The sequence below is a fragment of the Clostridioides sp. ES-S-0190-01 genome, from assembly GCF_020658275.1.
Lineage (GTDB): Bacteria > Bacillota > Clostridia > Peptostreptococcales > Peptostreptococcaceae > Clostridioides.
This window is the reverse complement of sequence record NZ_JACVWA010000012.1, coordinates 128,672-148,194: the sequence shown is the minus strand read 5'-3', so window position 1 is coordinate 148,194 and position 19,523 is coordinate 128,672. Positions and strand designations below refer to the sequence as shown.

General features: G+C 30.2%; 18 protein-coding genes. 16 read left to right on the top strand and 2 right to left on the bottom strand.

What is annotated here, in order from left to right:
• Positions 1-17 precede the first annotated feature (17 nt).
• The 13 genes from acsD to hisJ all read left to right on the top strand — a co-directional run bounded on the left by acsD (position 18) and on the right by hisJ (position 12,771).
• Positions 18-962, top strand: a complete 945-nt coding sequence (acsD, locus tag IC214_RS02300) for an acetyl-CoA decarbonylase/synthase complex subunit delta (protein ID WP_227433446.1) — start codon at positions 18-20, stop codon at positions 960-962.
• A 30-nt stretch (positions 963-992) separates the two neighbouring features.
• Positions 993-2,360, top strand: a complete 1,368-nt coding sequence (gene acsC, locus IC214_RS02295; protein ID WP_227433445.1) for an acetyl-CoA decarbonylase/synthase complex subunit gamma — start codon at positions 993-995, stop codon at positions 2,358-2,360.
• A 49-nt stretch (positions 2,361-2,409) separates the two neighbouring features.
• Positions 2,410-3,216 carry a carbon monoxide dehydrogenase/acetyl-CoA synthase methytransferase subunit gene (gene acsE, locus IC214_RS02290; RefSeq protein ID WP_227433444.1) on the top strand — a complete coding sequence of 269 codons (807 nt, stop codon included), beginning with the start codon at positions 2,410-2,412 and terminating at the stop codon, positions 3,214-3,216.
• Positions 3,217-3,272: 56 nt separating this feature from the next.
• Entirely contained in the window at positions 3,273-5,399 is a 2,127-nt protein-coding gene (acsB, locus tag IC214_RS02285) for an acetyl-CoA decarbonylase/synthase complex subunit alpha/beta (RefSeq protein ID WP_227433443.1), read from the top strand.
• 86 nt (positions 5,400-5,485) lie between these two features.
• Positions 5,486-5,863, top strand: a complete 378-nt coding sequence (gene gcvH / locus IC214_RS02280; protein WP_003418363.1) for a glycine cleavage system protein GcvH — start codon at positions 5,486-5,488, stop codon at positions 5,861-5,863.
• A gap of 112 nt (positions 5,864-5,975) precedes the next feature.
• The gene (gene acsV / locus IC214_RS02275) at positions 5,976-7,904 is read left to right on the top strand and encodes a corrinoid activation/regeneration protein AcsV (RefSeq protein WP_227433442.1); all 1,929 of its coding nucleotides are present in this window, start codon (positions 5,976-5,978) and stop codon (positions 7,902-7,904) included.
• Positions 7,905-7,963: 59 nt separating this feature from the next.
• A complete protein-coding gene (locus IC214_RS02270) occupies positions 7,964-8,836 on the top strand; it encodes a radical SAM protein (protein ID WP_227433441.1) in 873 nt (290 codons plus the stop codon).
• The gene (locus tag IC214_RS02265) at positions 8,833-9,771 is read left to right on the top strand and encodes a radical SAM protein (RefSeq protein ID WP_227433440.1); all 939 of its coding nucleotides are present in this window, start codon (positions 8,833-8,835) and stop codon (positions 9,769-9,771) included. Before IC214_RS02270 ends, IC214_RS02265 begins: the two co-directional genes overlap by 4 nt.
• Positions 9,772-9,817: 46 nt before the next feature.
• Positions 9,818-10,633: a biotin/lipoate A/B protein ligase family protein gene (locus IC214_RS02260; RefSeq protein WP_227433439.1), complete on the top strand. Its 816-nt coding sequence runs from the start codon at positions 9,818-9,820 to the stop codon at positions 10,631-10,633.
• Positions 10,634-10,783: 150 nt separating this feature from the next.
• Positions 10,784-10,975, top strand: a complete 192-nt coding sequence (locus tag IC214_RS02255) for a CooT family nickel-binding protein (protein WP_227433438.1) — start codon at positions 10,784-10,786, stop codon at positions 10,973-10,975.
• 18 nt (positions 10,976-10,993) lie between these two features.
• Positions 10,994-11,410, top strand: a complete 417-nt coding sequence (locus IC214_RS02250; RefSeq protein ID WP_227433437.1) for a DUF3842 family protein — start codon at positions 10,994-10,996, stop codon at positions 11,408-11,410.
• Positions 11,411-11,425: 15 nt separating this feature from the next.
• Positions 11,426-11,779 (top strand): zinc transporter, encoded by a 354-nt coding sequence (locus tag IC214_RS02245; protein WP_227433436.1) that lies wholly within the window; start codon positions 11,426-11,428, stop codon positions 11,777-11,779.
• Positions 11,780-11,991: 212 nt separating this feature from the next.
• A complete protein-coding gene (hisJ, locus tag IC214_RS02240) occupies positions 11,992-12,771 on the top strand; it encodes a histidinol-phosphatase HisJ (protein WP_227831283.1) in 780 nt (259 codons plus the stop codon).
• A 233-nt stretch (positions 12,772-13,004) separates the two neighbouring features.
• Here the strand turns inward: hisJ and IC214_RS02235 are convergent, their stop codons facing one another.
• Complete coding sequence (locus IC214_RS02235) at positions 13,005-13,883, bottom strand: DUF4300 family protein (protein WP_227433434.1); 879 nt, start codon at positions 13,881-13,883, stop codon at positions 13,005-13,007.
• A gap of 551 nt (positions 13,884-14,434) precedes the next feature.
• Between IC214_RS02235 and IC214_RS02230 the strand changes: the two genes are divergently transcribed.
• Positions 14,435-14,947, top strand: a complete 513-nt coding sequence (locus tag IC214_RS02230) for a hypothetical protein (protein ID WP_227433433.1) — start codon at positions 14,435-14,437, stop codon at positions 14,945-14,947.
• Between the two features lie 358 nt (positions 14,948-15,305).
• Here the strand turns inward: IC214_RS02230 and IC214_RS02225 are convergent, their stop codons facing one another.
• Positions 15,306-16,403, bottom strand: coding sequence for a pyridoxal-phosphate-dependent aminotransferase family protein (locus tag IC214_RS02225; RefSeq protein ID WP_227433432.1), 1,098 nt, complete (start codon positions 16,401-16,403; stop codon positions 15,306-15,308).
• A gap of 292 nt (positions 16,404-16,695) precedes the next feature.
• Between IC214_RS02225 and glpK the strand changes: the two genes are divergently transcribed.
• Positions 16,696-18,222: a glycerol kinase GlpK gene (glpK, locus tag IC214_RS02220; protein WP_227433431.1), complete on the top strand. Its 1,527-nt coding sequence runs from the start codon at positions 16,696-16,698 to the stop codon at positions 18,220-18,222.
• Between the two features lie 39 nt (positions 18,223-18,261).
• A complete protein-coding gene (locus IC214_RS02215) occupies positions 18,262-19,377 on the top strand; it encodes an ethanolamine utilization protein EutH (protein WP_227433430.1) in 1,116 nt (371 codons plus the stop codon).
• Positions 19,378-19,523 lie beyond the last annotated feature (146 nt).

The following is a 19,523-nucleotide window of genomic DNA, read 5'->3' as shown; positions in this document are numbered from 1 at the left end:
TTAAGGGGGAAAAAAATATGGCATTTAAAATGTCTACTCAAAAATATTCTGGAAAAATATCAGAAGTTGAAGTAGGAATAGGGGAAAAAGCAATTAAATTAGGTGGGGAAAATGTATTACCTTTTTATAGTTTTGATGGAGAAGTAGGTAATACTCCAAAAATAGGTATAGAAATATCAGACGTTTATCCTGAAAGCTGGACTGATTCATATAAAGAGTTATACAAAGATGTAGCTAATTGTCCAGTAGAATGGGCTAAATATGTTGAAGCTAATACACAAGCAGATTTTATTTGTTTAAAATTTGATGGTTCTGACCCAAATGGATTAGATAAATCAGTTGATGACTGTGCTGAAGTTGCTAAAGCAGTAGTTGAAGCAATAACATTGCCTTTAGTAGTAGCTGGTTCAGGAAATCATGAAAAAGATGGTAAACTGTTTGAAAAATTAGCTCAAGCGTTGGATGGGCATAACTGTCTATTTATGTCAGCAGTAGAAGATAACTACAAAGGAGTAGGAGCATCAGCTGGAATGGCTTATTCACACAAAGTTGGAGCAGAATCTTCTGTTGATATAAACCTAGCAAAACAATTAAACGTACTGTTAACTCAATTAGGCGTTAAAGGTGAAAATATAGTTATGAATGTTGGATGTTCAGCAGTTGGTTATGGATATGAATATGTTGCATCTACTATGGATAGAATTAGACTTGCAGCATTTGGTCAAAATGATAAGACATTACAAATGCCTATCATAACACCAGTAGCTTTCGAAGTAGGTCATGTTAAAGAAGCTATAGCTCCAGTAGAAGATGAGCCAGATTGGGGTTGTCCAGAAGAAAGAACTATAGCAATGGAAGTTTCAACTGCAGCAAGTGTTTTAGTAGGTGGTTCAAACGCAGTTATACTTCGTCATCCAAAATCAATAGAAACTATAAAAGAATTGGTTAACGCATTAGCTTAATTAAATTGTTAAGGTTAGGGGGAGAAAATAATGGCATTAAAAGCTTTAGATATATTTAAATTAACACCAAAGAAAAACTGTAAGGATTGTGGATTCCCAACTTGTATGGCTTTCTCTATGAAGGTTGCTTCAGGAGCTGTAGAAGTAGGCAAATGCCCACATATGTCTGATGACGCTATAGCAAAACTATCAGAAGCTACAGCACCTTTAATGAAAGCATTAAAAGTTGGTACTGGAGCATCTGAATATGAACTAGGCGGGGAAACAGTATTATTTAGACATGAAAAAACATTAGTAAGTAGAAATAGATATGCAGTTTCATTCTGTACTTGTATGAGTGATGAAGCAGTAGACGCTAAAATAGCTAACATGAAAAAAGTTGACTATATAAGAATTGGTGAACAAATGAAAGTTGAAATGGTTGTTTTAGAATACTGTGGAGACAAAGATGCATATTTAAAACTAATAGACAAAATAAAGGGTAGCGGATTAGAAGTAGCTTATATTTTAGCTTGTGATGATGCACAAGCAGTTAAAGAAGCTGTTGAAGTATTAAAAGATGCTAGACCAATGGTATATGGAGCAACTAAAGATAACTACAAAGATATGATAGAAGTAGTTAAAGGAGCAAACCTACCATTAGGAGTAAAAGCAGCTAGCTTAGAAGAATTATATGAAACAGTTGAATTAGTTCAATCTGCTGGATATAAAGAATTAGTATTAGATGTAACTGGAGAAAATATAAAAGATACTTACACTAATGCTGTGCAAGTTAGAAGAATAGCTTTAAAAGAACAAGATAGAACATTTGGATATCCTTCAATAGTATTTGCAAATAGATTATCTAACTCAAATCCTATGATGGAAATTGCTTTATCATCAATATTTACTATAAAATATGGTTCTATAATAGTAATAGATGATATTAGTTATGCTAAAGCATTACCATTATTTGCATTAAGACAAAATATATACACTGACCCACAAAGACCAATGAGAGTTGAACCAAAGATTTACCCAATTAATAACCCAGATGAAAATTCTCCAGTATTAGTTACTGTTGACTTTGCATTAACTTATTTCATAGTTGCTGGAGATATAGAAAGATCAAAAGTTCCAGTATGGTTAGTAATACCAGATGCAGGTGGATATTCAGTTCTTACATCTTGGGCTGCTGGTAAATTTGGTGGAAATTCAATCTCTGCTTTCATCAAAGAAAGTAAAGTAGAAGAAGTAACTAATTGTAAAGACATTATCATTCCAGGAAAAGTTGCAGTACTTAAAGGTGATATAGAAGATAACTTACCAGGATGGAATGTAGTTATAGGACCAGAAGAATCTATGGAATTACCTAAGTTCTTAAAAGGATACCAAGAAAAAGCATGCCAAACAAACTAATAAAATATTAACTAACTATTAATATTAAATTTAAAGGGGGACATTATAAATGGAAAAATTTATGATTATAGGTGAAAGAATACACTGTATCTCACCTTCAATAAGAAAGGCATTAGCAGAAAGAGATCCAGCTCCAATATTAAAAAGAGCAAAAGAACAATTAGAAGCAGGAGCACACTATATAGATTTCAATATAGGACCTGCTGAAAGAGATGGCGAAGAGATAATGACATGGGGAGTTAAGCTACTTCAATCTGAATTTAACAATGTTCCTATAGCATTAGATACAGCTAATAAAAAAGCTATCGAAGCTGGACTTAAAGTTTATGATAGAACTAATGCAAAACCAATAATAAACTCTGCTGATGCTGGTTCAAGATTTGATTTAATAGATATAGCAGCTGAATATGAATCAATGGTTATAGGTTTATGTGCAAAAGAAGGTATCCCAAGAGATAATGATGAACGTATGGCTTACTGCCAAGAGATATTAGAAAAAGGCTTAATGCTAGGAATGGAGCCAACTGATATATTATTTGACCCATTATGCTTAGTTATAAAAGGTATGCAAGAAAAACAAGTAGAAGTTTTAGAAGCTATAAAGATGATGACTGAAATGGGACTTTTAACTACAGGAGGATTATCTAATGTATCTAATGGATGTCCTAAACATGTTAGACCTGTTTTAGATAGTGCATTCTTAGCAATGGCAATGGCTAATGGATTTAGTTCAGCTATAATGAATCCATGTGACCCAGAATTAATGAAAACTGTAAAATCTTGTGACATAATCAACGGGGCATCTTTATATGCAGACTCTTTCTTAGAGTTAAATGAAGGTGGATTTGCTTTCTAGGGTTTTTAGGGTATAGTTAATAAAAAATAGGTGTAAATATTAAAGGGGGAAATAGAATGAATCTATATAATATAATCTTTACAGGGTCAGAACAAGCTTTGGGTGCAGCTCAAGCTATGTTAAATGAAGCTATAGAAAAAAACGGAAAAGAACATAAAGTAGCTTTCCCTGATACAGCATATTCATTACCTTGTATATATGCTGCAACAGGACAAAAAATGAACACTTTAGGGGACTTAGAAGGTGCTTTAGAAGTAGTAAAATCTTTAATCAATAGAACTCATTTATTAGAACATGCTTTTAATGCTGGTTTAGCTACTGCTTTAGCTGCAGAAGTAATTGAAGCATTAAAATACTCAACTATGGATGCTCCATATAGTGAGCCATGTGCAGGTCATATAACTGACCCTATAATCAGATCACTTGGTGTACCACTAGTTACAGGAGATATACCTGGTGTTGCAGTTGTTCTTGGAGAATGCCCTGATGCTGAATCAGCAGCAAAAGTTATAAAAGACTACCAATCTAAAGGTTTATTAACTTTCTTAGTTGGTAAGGTTATAGACCAAGCTATAGAAGCTGGAGTAAAAATGGGTCTTGAACTAAGAGTTATACCTCTAGGATATGATGTAACTTCTGTTATCCACGTTGTATCTGTTGCAGTAAGAGCAGCATTAATATTCGGTGGATTAACTCCTGGTGATTTAAACGGATTATTAGAATACACAGCTAATAGAGTTCCTGCATTTGTTAATGCTTTTGGACCATTAAGTGAATTAGTTGTATCTGCAGGTGCTGGAGCAATAGCTTTAGGATTCCCAGTTGTAACTGACCAAACTGTTCTTGAAGTTCCAATGAATTTATTAACTCAAAAAGATTATGATAAGATAGTAGCTACTTCATTAGAAGCTAGAGGAATAAAAATAAAAGTTACTGAAATACCTATACCAGTTTCATTTGCAGCAGCATTTGAAGGTGAAAGAATTAGAAAGAGCGACATGTTTGCTGAATTTGGTGGAAATAAAACTGAAGCTTGGGAGCTTGTTGTTAAGAAAGAAGCTGCTGAAGTTGAAGACCATAAGATAGAAATAATAGGACCAAACATAGATGAAGTTGAAGCAGATGGTGTATTAAGATTACCACTTGCTGTAATAGTTAAAATAGCTGGTAAAAACATGCAAGAAGATTTCGAACCAGTTCTTGAAAGACGTTTCCACTACTTCTTAAACTATATAGAAGGTGTAATGCACGTTGGACAAAGAGATATGGCCTGGGTAAGAATCTCTAAAGATGCATTTGATAAAGGATTTAGACTTGAGCATATAGGAGAAGTTTTATATGCTAAGATGTTAGATGAATTTGAATCAGTTGTTGATAAGTGTGAAATAACTATAATTACAGATGCAGAAAAAGTTTCTGAATTAAAAGGTGAAGCAATAGCTAAATACAATGCTAGAGATGAGAGATTAGCTTCATTGGTTGATGAAAGTGTAGAGACTTTCTATTCTTGTAACTTATGTCAATCATTTGCACCAGCTCACGTTTGTGTTGTTACTCCTGAAAGACTTGGTCTTTGTGGAGCAGTTAGCTGGTTAGATGCTAAAGCTACTAAAGAATTAGACCCTACAGGTCCTTGTCAACCAATAGAAAAAGGTGAATGTTTAGACGATAGAACAGGTGTATGGAACTCTGTAAATGAAACTGTAAACCAAATATCTCAAGGTGCAGTTGAAGCTGTTACATTATACTCTATATTAGAAGACCCTATGACTTCTTGTGGATGCTTCGAGTGTATCTGTGGTATAATGCCAGAAGCAAATGGATTTGTTGTAGTTAACAGAGAATTCCCAAGCGTTACTCCAGTTGGTATGACTTTCGGAGAACTTGCTTCTATGACAGGTGGAGGAGTTCAAACTCCAGGATTCATGGGACACGGAAGACATTTCATATCTTCTAAAAAATTCGCTTATGCAGAAGGTGGACCAGAAAGAATAGTTTGGATGCCAAAAGAATTAAAAGATTATGTAGCTGATAAATTAAATGCTACAGTTAAAGAAATGACTGGAATAGAGAACTTCTGTGATATGATTTGTGATGAAACTATAGCTGACGATTCTGAAGGAGTATTAGCTTTCTTAGAAGAAAAAGGTCATCCAGCATTAGCTATGGAAAGTGTAATGTAATTGATGGAAAATTTAAAATAATGTGATATAATATTAATATGATTTAAATAAATTAATCAATAATATAATATTGGGGGTCTATCGAAATGAAATTATTACCAGAATTAAAATACTCTAAAGATCATGAATGGGTAAAAGTAATTGATGGAGATGTTGTATATATAGGTATAACAGATTATGCTCAAGATCAATTAGGAGAAATATTATTTGTTGAAACACCAGAAGTAGAAGATACTGTAACTAAGGGAGTAGATTTTGGAGTAGTTGAATCTTCTAAAGTAGCTTCTGATTTAATATCTCCTGTTAATGGTGAAGTATTAGAAGTTAATGAAAAATTAGAAGATGAACCAGAATGTATAAATGAAGACCCATACGAAAACTGGATATTAAAAGTAAAACTAGCTGATGTTGCTGAGCTTGATACATTATTAAGTGATAAAGAATACGAGGCTGGATTAGAATAATTAAAGACTAGGGATGTTATTATAATTGGGGAAAGTATAGTAAAATTTGAGTGCACGCAAATTTAGCTATACTTTCCTTTTATAATATATAGAACAAATTGGGAGGGATATCATGATAAAGGTAAATTTTATGCCAAACAATAAAGAAGTTTATTGTAATGAGGGGGATATATTACTAGAAGTTGCAAGAAATGCTGATATATTTATAGATGCTCCTTGTAATGGAAATATGTCTTGTGGTAAATGTAAGGTAAAGTTGTTAAAAGGTAAGGTTGATACAGAAAAAACGAGACATATAACAGATGACGAATGGGAGCAAGGTTATATATTAGCTTGTTGTACAAAAGTAATCTCAGATATAGAAATTGAAGTTCCTTCTAAAGTATCATCTTCTATGCATGGTATGAAGATTGAAGGTAGCAATAAACAAAAAGATAGAGAAATTTTTGAGAGAGCTAAAAAAATAATAGAAAAGCATAACTTACAATTTAAGACAAATATAAAAAAGAAATACATAGAAATGGAAGAGCCAAACTTAGATGACAATATAAGTGATGTAGATAGATTAGAAAGACATGTTAGAAATCATCTGGGATACAATGAAATAGATTTTAGATTAGATATACTTAGAAAGATGCCAACGATATTTAGAAAGAGCGATTTCAAAGTTACAATAACATATGTTCAAAAACAAAAGAAACTTACAATCATAAATATAGAAGAAGGAAATAAGGAAAATTCTCTGTATGGAGTTGCAATAGATATTGGTACAACTTCGGTAGTTGTATGTTTAGTAGACTTATATTCAAAAGAAGTAGTAGATAAAGCATCATCTGGAAATGCTCAGATAAAATATGGAGCAGATGTTATAAATAGGATTATATATTCGACTAAGAAAAATGGATTAGAAACTTTACACAAAGCTATAGTCGATGAAACTATAAATCCTCTATTAAAAACATTATATGAAAGAAATGGCATAAATAAGGAGGATGTAGTCACTTTAGTAGCTGCTGGAAATACAACTATGACAAGTTTATTCTTAGGGGTGTATACAGACTTTTTAAGACAAGAACCTTATATACCACCATTTTTAAAATCTCCAAAACTTATGGGTGAAAATGTAGGTCTTTTTGTAAATGATAGTGCATATGTGTACTTAGCTCCATCTGTAGCAAGTTATGTAGGAGGAGATATAACAGCAGGGGTATTATCAGCTGGTATATGGTCAAGTGAAGAAAATGTTTTATTTATAGACTTAGGTACCAATGGAGAGATAGTATTTGGAAATCAAGACTATATGATGAGCTGTGCATGTTCAGCAGGTCCTGCATTTGAAGGTGGAGGCATAAGCTGTGGAATGAGAGCATCAGCAGGAGCAATAGAGAAGGTGGCTATTGATAAAGGAACTTTAGAGCCTACATTAAAAATAATAGATGAATGTGCACCAGTTGGTATATGTGGTTCTGGTATAATTGATTTAATTTGCCAAATGATTACTAAGGGTGTAATAGATAGAAGAGGTAAGATATATAGAGATTTAAATAATAAGAGAGTCAGATTTAATGAACATGAAATAGGAGAGTATGTATTAGCATTTAAAGAAGAATTTGATTTGGAAAATGATATAGTAGTAAATGAAGTGGACATAGATAATTTTATTAGAGCTAAAGGAGCTATATATTCAGGAGCATATACTCTTGTAGATAGCTTGGGTATGGATTTTAGTATATTAGATAGAGTTTATATAGCAGGTGGTATAGGAAATAACCTAGATATAGAAAATTCAATAATTATAGGATTACTTCCTGATATCGATAGAGAGAAATTTACTTATATAGGAAATAGTTCACTTGTAGGTTCTTACTTGGCTCTTATAAGTAAAGATGCCAAAAATAAACTTGAAGAAATAGGTAAACAAATAACTTATGTTGAACTTAGTGTTTATCCAAGTTACATGGACGAATTTATTTCTGCATGCTTCTTACCACATACAAATATAGAGCAGTTCCCAACTGCAAAGCAACTACTAGAAGAGTAAAATATCAAAATATAGATGCATAGGTAGAGCATTAAAACATAAATGTAGAGGATTAAATTATGTATAAGGATTTGTCTGAGAAAATGAGAACTGCGTTTGACATTAAATTAAGAAATTTCGGAAATGAGATAGAGTTTGCTTATCCGAATCAGACTCTAGCTCTTAGTACTACTAGTAATAAGTGTAGTCTTAAATGTGCTCATTGTAATGGTCATTATTTAGAAAATATGATACCAATTGAGGACTATAAAGAAAAAGTTAAATCAAGAAATATAACTAGTTTTTTATTAAGTGGTGGTTGTAGTTATGAAGGTGATGTCCCAATAAATACCCATATACAGACCATTAAAAAGTTAAAGGAACAAGGATACAGATTAAATGCTCATTTAGGGCTTATGGATAAAGAGAGTATTATAGAATTATGTAAGTATTTAGATATAGTTTCTTTCGACTTGGTATTCGATAAAGAAACTATAAAAGAAGTTTATAAAATGGATAAAAGCAAAGAAGATTATATTAAAGCTTACAATACAATAAGAGAAAATACAGAAGTAGCACCACATATATGTATTGGTTTAAAAGGAGGAAAAGTAAAAGGTGAGTATGAGATTATAGAATACTTACAAAAAAATCCTCCTAATAAACTGACATTTATAGTTCTTATTCCTACAAAAGGTACTGAATATGAAGATGTAGAACCTCCTAATTTGAAAGAAGTAACAGATGTTTTATGTGAAGCTAGAATTAGTTTACCAAATACCGAGATTAACCTAGGTTGTATGAGACCTAGAGGTGTGTATAGAAAAGAACTAGACCAATTAGCTATAATGTGTGGAGTTAATAGAATAGTTCTTCCATCAAAATCTGCTAAGAATAAGGCTATAGATATGAATATGACAATAACTGAATGTAAGGAGTGTTGCGTTTTATGATTAGATTATCATCAGGGACAGCAATAGAACTTGGAATATTAAATAAAAAAAGCGATATACCTCCTACTACAGCATATATAATGATTGGGGAAAAATGCATAAACAAATGTAGTTTTTGTTCTCAATCAATAGAAAGCAGTACTAGAAAAGATAAATTATCAAGAGTAGTTTGGCCAGAGTATTCTAAAGAGGAAATATTGAATGCTTTGAGAGCATATAACGGGAAAAATATAAAGAGAATATGTATACAATCAATGGCAAGTGAAGAGGCACATAAATCTGTTTTAGATTTTATAAATTACATAAATGGTAAAATAGATATGCCTATTTCATTGTCTGCAAAATTAGAAAGTGATGAAGAAATAAACAAGTTTTTTTCTGCTGGAGTAGATAAAATAGGAATAGCGATAGATGCAGCAAGTAAAGACTTATATGAAAAAATAAAAGGATATAATTATGATGAAAAATTGAATTTTATAACAAAAATGTCAAAGTTATATCCTAATAAAATCAGCACACATATAATTGTTGGTATGGGAGAAAGTCATGAAGACATATACAACCTATATACTTATTTAAAGAAGAACAATATAACTATTAGTTTATTTGCGTTTACTCCAGTTAGAGGAACTAAAATGGAAAAAATAAGTCAACCAAATATAGAAAGTTACAGAAGAGTACAGCTAATGTCCTATATGATAAATAAAGGTTATTCACAAGAATACTTTGAATTCAAAAATGGATACTTGGAAAATATAAAACTAGATGATGAGACTGTATCAGATATAAACAGGGGTTACCCTTTTGAGATAAGAGGCTGTAAGGATTGTAATAGACCATATTATAATGAAAGACCAGGAAGTACTATATATAATTATTCAAGACCTTTAAATCAAGATGAGATAGATTTGGCTATAAGAGAACTAAATCTGTAAATGATTTCTTGAATATGTTTATACTAAAGATTGGGGCGTAATAATCATGAATCAGTGGAGAGTTATACATAATAAATCATATGATGGTGCAATGAATATGGCAATTGATGAAGCTATATTTACTGCATATAAAAAAGGATGTGTGAAGCCAACACTTAGATTTTACACTTGGAAGCCAGCTTGCTTGAGTGTAGGATATTTTCAAAAACTTGAAGATGAGGTAGATTTAGATAAGTGTAAGTGCATGAATATAGACTATGTCAGAAGAATCACAGGAGGAAGAGCTGTATTACATGATAATGAGCTAACTTATAGTATAATTATAGGAGAAGATAATCCTTTAATTGATAAAAGTATAAATCTATCTTATAGATATATAAGTGAAGGTTTAGTTAGAGGATTGAATTTAAGTGGTATAGAAACAGATAACTTAAATAGTGGAGAGAGAATAGGTAGAGAAAATTTATCAGCTGCATGCTTTAATGCACATGCATCATATGAAGTTACTATTAATAATAAAAAGGTAATTGGAAGTGCTCAAAGTAGAAAAGACGGTGTTTTGTTACAGCATGGTTCAATAATAATGGATTTTGATGTAGAAAAATTGTTTAAATTAATAAAGGCTAAAACACCAGAACTAAAAGAAAGAGCAATGAAATTCACAGCTAAAAAGGCCAGTGGAATAGAGAATGAAATTGGTAAAAAAATAGACATAGATATTCTACAAGCTAATCTAATAAAAGGACTGGCTAGTCAATTTAATGTTGAGTTTGTAGAAGAAGACTTGACTGATTATGAAAAGCAATTAGCTGAAGAATTATATAAAAAATACAAGGATGAAGAGTATAATAAAAAGCGTTAACTTTAATTGACTTTAAGTAAATTAAAGTGATATACTTAAGGTATAATAATATACGAAAATTGAAATCATGAAGGTTTCTTTGGTGTATTGAAATACCTGAGGAAGTCTTTTTTTGATTTTTAATAAAAATCATATTAGGAGGAGATTTATATGTGTGAATCATCAGCTTTCATTTGTAAGAATAACAATGAATTAGAAAAGGTTATGGAGAATGTGGTTAATATAGACCCTTGTGATGGAAAGATTTATTTAACTGATTTATTAGGAGAACAAAAAATAATAGATGGAATAATTAAAGAAATAAGATTGATGGACCATAAGATAATAATACAAGAAAATTAATTAATAGGGGAATTTCATATGATAATAGCAGTGATAGATGGAATGGGTGGAGGTATAGGAGCCCAGATAGTTTCTTCTCTGAGAGAAGAATTACCTACATATGTAGAAATTTATGCACTAGGAACTAATTCTATAGCAACTAGTTCTATGATGAAGGCTCATGCTAATAAAGGAGCTACAGGGGAAAATGCTATAGTAGTATCAGCTAGAAAAGCCAATATAATAGTTGCACCTATTTCTGTAATAATACCTAATTCTATGATGGGGGAAGTCACTTGTAATATAAGTGAAGCTATTGCAGATAGTGAGGCACTTAAGATACTTTTACCTATTATGCCAGAAAATATAGAGTTAGTTGGATTAGAAGGTAAACCATTAGCACTACTTGTAAAAGATTCTGTTAATGTTATAAAAAAAGAATTTAATATAAAATAACAGGGGGAATAACTAATGATGTTTGATAGAGAGATTATAAGATACCACCATGGGCACCATGACCATGACGACCATTGCCATGAACATACTCATGGAGATATGTGCCATGAACATCCACACGACCATGCTCATGACCATGACCACGAACATAATCATGAAGAATCATCAGAGTCTAAAGATGAGAAAACTTTAAAAATACTTTTAGTACATTGGATAAATCACAATGAGACTCATGAAGAAGGATTTAGAGAATGGGTAGAAAAGGCTAGAGCTATTGGAAAAGAAGAAACTGCAAAGAGTATTGAAAAAGCTATAGAATGTATGGAAGAAGCAAATAAAATGTTATTAGAGGCTAAAAAACATATGTAAATATGATTGTTAAAATCGCTTATATATTTTGATATAGGCGATTTTTTATGCCTTATTTATATTTAATTATTGAAATTTCTAATGAGTATGTACTATACTTTAATGAGGAAATTTATTATAAAACTGAGTTATTTAATATATCTTCGGCTTCAAATATTACTGGAGATAGTTAAGGAGGAGTAGTTCAATTTAATAAAAGGAGAGAATTAGTTATGAAAGATGGTCATATACATTCACCTTATTGTCCTCATGGAAGTAAGGATGATTTTGAAAAATATATACAAAGGGCAATTGATGTTGGTCTAACAGAAATGACATTTACAGAGCATTTTCCATATCCAAATGGATTTCAAGACCCTGCACCTGAAAATGATAGTTGCATGAATCCTGAAAATTTATCAAATTACCTTAATGATGTTAAAAATTTCAAGCATAAATATGAGAGCGAAATTAAGATAAATGTAGGAGCGGAAGTAGATTTTCTTGAAGGTTATGAAGAAGGCATAAAAAACAATTTAGATAAATATGGTGATGAATTAGAGGATTCTCTATTATCAGTACATATAATTAAAATTGATGGTGCCTATTGTTGTGTGGACTATAGTGTAGAAGAGTTTCAAAATCTGATTGATAAGCTTGGAAGCATTGAAGCTGTTTATAATAAGTATTATGAAACATTAATAAAAGCTGTAAATGCTGATTTAGGTACATATAAACCAAAGAGAATAGGTCATTTAAATTTAGTTAGAAAGTTTAATCAAGTATTTCCATATAATTATGAAAGAAATAAAGTTCTTGAAGAATTAATAAAGTTAGTTAAAGAAAAAGGATATGAACTTGATTACAATGTTTCTGGAAACAGAAAAGAATATTGTAAAGAGCCTTATGTAGATGGATACTTATTAGAATTAGCAAAAAAATATGATATTCCATTAGTTCTTGGCTCAGATTCTCACTGTGCAGAGGAAATAAATAATTATGATATAGGATAAAGATGTATATATTATAATCCTAAAGTTATGATAATTTATATTTTTAAAGTATTTATTTAAAAGACTGTAAGTAGATTTATGTAAAATAAATCTACTTACAGTCTTTTTGTTAAATTAGAAAAATATTTATAGATTTGTTCAGTATGAAAGTTTTATAATTAATATTTTTTCATGGATATAGCCTATTTTTACTTATCTTAACAATCATAAAGTGCTTTTAGTGTTTAGAGATATTACTGCATAAGTTTATCATTTTCCATTATTATTGGGTCTAGTAATTCTACATTTCCTTCTGACATCTTTAATCTATTGAACATATAATTTTTCACATCTTTTTTACTTTTGAACTTAGTAACTTGGTAAGGTGATGTAGAACCATATTTTTCTATAAATAAGATATCTTTATCAGTTTTGATACATATACCTGTATGACCTATAAATACATTTTTAGTTTCTGGATAACGAAGAAAGCCACTTATAATAGACATATTTTTATTATCTTTAAAAGATATTTTTCTTTTTTTCCACTCTTTTTTTATTTGTTCTGCATTTTTATTTATATCATCTGTGTCTTGAGTTGGTATTGCAGAGAAAAAGTTAATAAATTTTTCTACATCCTTTGAGTTAAATTTTGCATCTCTATTATTCATTATAGTATCTAAATCAATACTTAAATCGATAGAATCTCCAGTAAACTTCTCTTTTGAGTTGATGAAATCTTTAAAAAGTCTAAATGCTGTTATTCTACAATTTACATCCATATAGTTAGGAAACTTTTCCATCCAGTTACTTTGTAATTTATCTAAATTGTATGGAACCTGTTTTGTGTTAATTGAACTATATCCAGACTTAGATATATTTACATTGTTTTGAAGTATTTTAATTTGAAGTTTGTTGTAGCTCCTAACTGATTTAATAAAAATATCAATATCTTTCTTATTTATTTTATTTTTTTCTAATACATTTTTCACTTGATTTTGTGTCTTTCTATCTATTATGTTAGAGTATACTAATCTGCTATTATCTTTAATAGTTGAATATGCAAAGATTGTAAGTATGCTTGATAACACTAAAATAGCAGACAATATTGCTATTAGTAAATTTTTTCTCACCTGTTTTTCTCCTTTATAAATTTATTTTGTCGACATATTTATAGTATATAGTACATTTAATTTTAGCTTCAATATGTTTTTAATTACAAAACTGTTGCAAAAAATATAACTTTATTTAAAACTTTTTTTTAATATATAAAAATATATACTAAATAGGGGTATATATTCTTTGAATTTTTAACTAATTTATTTGGAGATTGATTATAGAATTTTATAAGTAAAAAATGAGTAAGCTATCAATGAAATATATAGTGAGACTAGTTTTTTGGATGTAGTATTTTGGTAAATAAGTAGGTTTGAGATATATGATAAATTTTACTTTATTAAAAATAAAATTTATTAAGTTCAATAAATATACTATTAGACTCATTAAAAGTTTAAAAATTTTATTTTTTTAATTCAACTATTCCCCAAAAAATTAGGTTTTAAGGAATAGTTAAATTAAAAAGTTTGGTTACATAATAGTAATTTTAGTTACAAGAATGAAACTGTAAAAATTAGATTTTTATTTATATAATTTCACTAAGAACATTTAATTTAGGAGGTAAAATATGAAGTTAAAAAAATTAAAAACTGGTATGGTCATGGCATTAACAATAATAACTATTGGGACGTCACTGATAAATGTATCAGCTATGGAATTAAACAGGAGTGAAGAATTTGAGACTAAGTACAGTGAAATGAAAAAAGAATTTCAAGAAGAGTATGGAAAGGAAGATAAATTCAAAGTCGTGCTAGATGATGAATTTACAAAAGAAGAAGTAAATGGAGCTAAAGGGATTATAAAGACAACTAATAAAATGAATAATGAGGTTGTAGTTTTAAATTATTTTGATGAAATGAAATCAGGAATTGAATTTGAATTAAAACCAAAAGCTGAAAAAAATGTAATTTTAAGAGCTGAGTTTCAGCAAGGATATGGAAATGAAGATAAATTTAAAGTTGTACTAGACGATGAATTCACAAAAGAAGAGGTAAATGGAGCTAAAGGGATTATAAAGACAACAGATAAAGAAACAGGTGAAGTTATTGTATATAATTACTTTGATGAGCTTGAAAAGTAATATTTAAAGCCTTTAATTAAAAAAAGAATCAGATTTAAAAGTATATAGTATCATGTATAGATTTTAAATTTATAACAATCTATACAGTTAAATAGCCGAATTGTATCAAAAATATAAAAGAATTAAATATAAAAAGAATTGTATAAAAATAAATTTTTCATATAGGGGTGAACTTTACATATTAGAGTTCACCCTTATAAAAAAATATAAAACAACATCTGGCTATATTTAATGTTCAAGTATATTTTTGAATATGTTCATATAGAGTGATTATTTATAGATAGCTGTTATTTACAGACCATAATCTAGTTTAACTTGAGATATTTATATAGTTTTTTTATTTATGGTCTTGAGATATTTATATGGCTTTTTTAACTTCTAGCTTTGATTTTAAAATATCAAGGAATTTATAACAATCGTCTGGATAAATTTCTCCCATATTTGCAACTTGGAACATATTATCATCTAGAAATTTGCCTTTTCCTGGATATACCACATAACCATTTTCTTCTTCTAGTTCTAATATAAATCTATTTATATCAATTTCTTTAGGAAGAAATACAGACGTAACAGTATTAGACATATATTTATCTGGAAGTAAAAATGTTAGACCTAGTTCCTCCATACCATTTCTTAAAATAGCAGAACATTCTTTATATCTTTCTATCTTACTGTCATCTTCTAAAAATTCAGTTAAAGCTTCATTAAGAGCAAATATTAAAGTGACATTAGGTGTATTTGGTGTTTGAGAAGATGATTTTGCAAGCTTATAATGTTTGTAAAGGCTAAGATACACATTTTTACATTGATCTTCTTTAATATTTTGTAAAACGCTTTCTTTAGCACAAAGATATGCAGAGCCTGGAAATGCCCCAAGGGCTTTACCACCAACACCTGTTATTATATCTATATTAAACTCATCAACATCAATGTATTCACCAGCAGATGCACTTATTGCATCAACAAAAAATATTTTGTTATATTTTTTTGCAAGTTTTCCTAATTCAGGTACAGGATTTATCATTCCTGAACTAGTCTCATGAAATACCATAGCAATTACTTTTATGTCAGGATTTTCAAGTAAGTATTTTTCTAAAATATCTAAGTCTGGATATTCAGCCCATTTAAAGTCTGGTTTGTAGGTCTTAACACTATAAGCAGATAATATTTCTTCTAGCCTTTCTCCAAATACACCATTACTAACTAATAAAGCAGCATCTTCTTTATCAAATATAGAAGATAATACACATTCATTTACAGATGTTCCAGAACCAGATACAACTAGAGAATAATAATCAGAAGTTGCATTATATAATTTACCGATTTTTTGTTGTGTATCTTTAAATAAATTCATGAATTCATTTCCTCTATGACATATATCATAGTGAAGAAGTGAATTTCTAACCCTATCTGTAACCATTACTGGTCCAGGACTAAATAGATATGTTTTTTTCATTGCAAATCCTCCTTAAAGTTTAATTTAAATTTTATGATGACTGTTTATGTGTATATATTAAAAGTTTATGTGTTAATTTAACTAGAATTATAGAATAAAACTAATAATATTGCAATAATATTTTAATTAAAATACTTTAAAAATCAAAAAAAGTAAAAATATACAAAAAATATTGTAATAAATATTGTATAAATCCCCAAGATGATATAGAATATAAATAAGTTGAATAGATTTTATATTCAAAAAATAATAAAAAATCTATTAATTCTGAAAATAAAGGGGGACGCTTAAAGTGAAATATGTATTAGCAATTGATCAAGGAACAACAGGAACAAGAGCAGTATTAATAAATGAAAAATCAGAGTTTGTTTTTAGTGATTATATGGAGCATACTCAAATCTATCCACAATCTGGATACGTCGAACATGACCCTATAGAAATTTGGAATAACACAAAAACTGTAAGTAATAATGTACTACAACAAGCTTTTAAAAGTGGAATAGATGAAAGTGATATAAAGGGAATAGGTATAGATAATCAAGGTGAAACAGTAATGCTATGGGATAAAAATACAGGTATGCCATTATACAATGCAATTGTATGGCAGTGCAGAAGAACCTATGATTATGTTGAAAATTTAAAGAATATACCAGGATTAGAAAATAAGATAATAGATAAAACAGGACTAATCATAGACCCTTATTTTTCAGGGACAAAAATTAAATGGATAATAGATAATGTAAAAGGTGTAAAAGAAAAAATCAAAAATGGAGAAGTACTTGCTGGAACATTAGATAGCTGGTTAATTTGGAAAATGACAGGAGGAAAGTCTTTTTTAACTGATGTTTCTACAGCAGCAAGAACCATGCTTTTTAATATAAGAGATATGAATTGGGATAGAGAATTACTTGATATTATAGGAGTTCCTAGAAGTATTTTAGCGGATATAATGCCTACAAGTGGTGATTTTGGGACTACAGACAAAGGGGCATTTTGTGGTGTATCAATAAAAATTACTGCTTCGATGGTTGACCAGCCAGCAGCTCTATTTGGAAATGGATGCTTTGAGCCAGGTATGGTTAAAAATACTTATGGAACAGGATGTTTCTTATATATGAATATAGGTGAAGAGTTGAAAATAGCGGGTAATGGTATATTAACAACTGTTGCTTGGAAAATAGGAGACAAAATTACATATGCTTATGATGGCGGAGTATATATAGCAGGTGCTGCAATACAGTGGCTTAGAGATGGAATTGGAGTTATAAAAAATTACTCAGAAACTGATGATATGGCTAACTCAATACCAAGTACTGGTGGTGTATATTTTGTTCCAGCGTTTGCAGGGATTGCAGCACCTTATTGGGACCAATATGCAAGAGGTACAATGGTTGGTATAACAGGCAGTACTAAGAAAGAGCATATAGTGAGAGCTACTCTTGAATCTGTTGCACTTCAGGTCAAAGATGTTGTTGACTCTATGAATTTAGCTTCAGGAAAGGATATAAAAATGCTAAGAGTGGATGGTGGAATTACAAAAAATAATTTTACAATGCAGTTTCAATCCGATATATTAGATATACCAATTGAAATTGCAGAAAATCCTGAGACAACAGTGCTTGGAGTAGGATATATGGCAGGTCTTTCCTGTGGTGTTTGGAATAGTATTGATGAAATTAGAAATGAGTTTACAATAAGTAAAGAATACACTCCAAATATGACAAAACAAAAAAGAGAAGAAATTTTGCTTGGATGGAATCAAGCAGTAAAAAGAGCTATGAACTGGGAAAACGATACCAAAAAGATGTGTGCTAATTAAAGTACAACATAGTATTTACATGTATAGGAGGAATTAAATATGCCCTTTGATAAAGTTATATTATATATAATGGCTGTAGGGGTGCTTTTAGGAGCATTAGATAGGATAATTGGAAATAAATTTGGTCTTGGTGAACAATTCGAAGAAGGTTTTAATTCAATGGGTCCACTAGCTTTAGGGATGGTTGGTATAGTTTGTTTAGCTCCAGTTATCTCAAATGTATTAGGACCAGTAATAATACCAATATTCAATTTATGTGGAGCAGACCCATCTATGTTTGCAACCATATTAGCAAATGATATGGGAGGATATCCATTAGCGATGGAACTTGCACACAATAAAGAAGCAGGGATGCTTGCAGGATTAGTTGTATCATCAATGCTTGGGTGTACACTTGTATTTTCAATCCCAGTAGGATTAGGCCTTATAGAGTATGAAGACAGACCATTTTTTGCAAAAGGGTTATTAATAGGATTAATAACAATACCTTTTGGAGGGATTGTAGGAGGAATGATAGCAGGATTTAATTTATCAATGGTGATTATAAATATGGTGCCAGTAATAATATTAGCAGTAATATTAGCAATAGGTCTGAAAGTAAATTCAACACTTATGATAAATGGGTCTTTAGTTTTTGGAAAAATTATATCTATATTGATAACAATAGGATTAGGTGCAGCAGCATTTCAAGAAATAACAGGGGTAGTACTTATAAAAGGAATGACACCTATAAGAGAGGGTATTCAAGTAATTGGAAGTATTGCAATAGTATTATTGGGTACTTTTCCTATACTACATTTATTAGTTAAAGTTTTAAATAAACCACTTACAGCAATAGGTGGAAAATTAGGTATGGATGCAACAAGTGCAGCTGGATTAGTTTTCACTTTAGCTAATAGTATTCCAGTGTATAAAATGATGAAAGACATGAGCCCAAAGGGAAAAGTAGTAAATACAGCATGGTTAGTTTGTGCAACAGCAGCACTAGGTGATCACCTAGGATTTACAGCAGGAGTAGTGCCAGAGATGATTACACCTGTTGTAATTGGAAAGTTAGTTGGTGGAGTATTGGCGATTGCACTTGCTATGGTAATGACAAAAGATTTAACAGCAGAAGAAGAGCAAAGTAGTAAAATGAAAAAAGAGGTTGTATAAAAGAATTAATGTTAAAGTAAGCGTTAAGCTAAATTAAAAAATAGAGTTAAGTTAAAAAAATAAGGTAAATAAAAAAAGACATAGTGACATAGTAAAAACACTGTATAGTTTAGGTATAAATGGAGCTAAATAAATAATTATTTGGC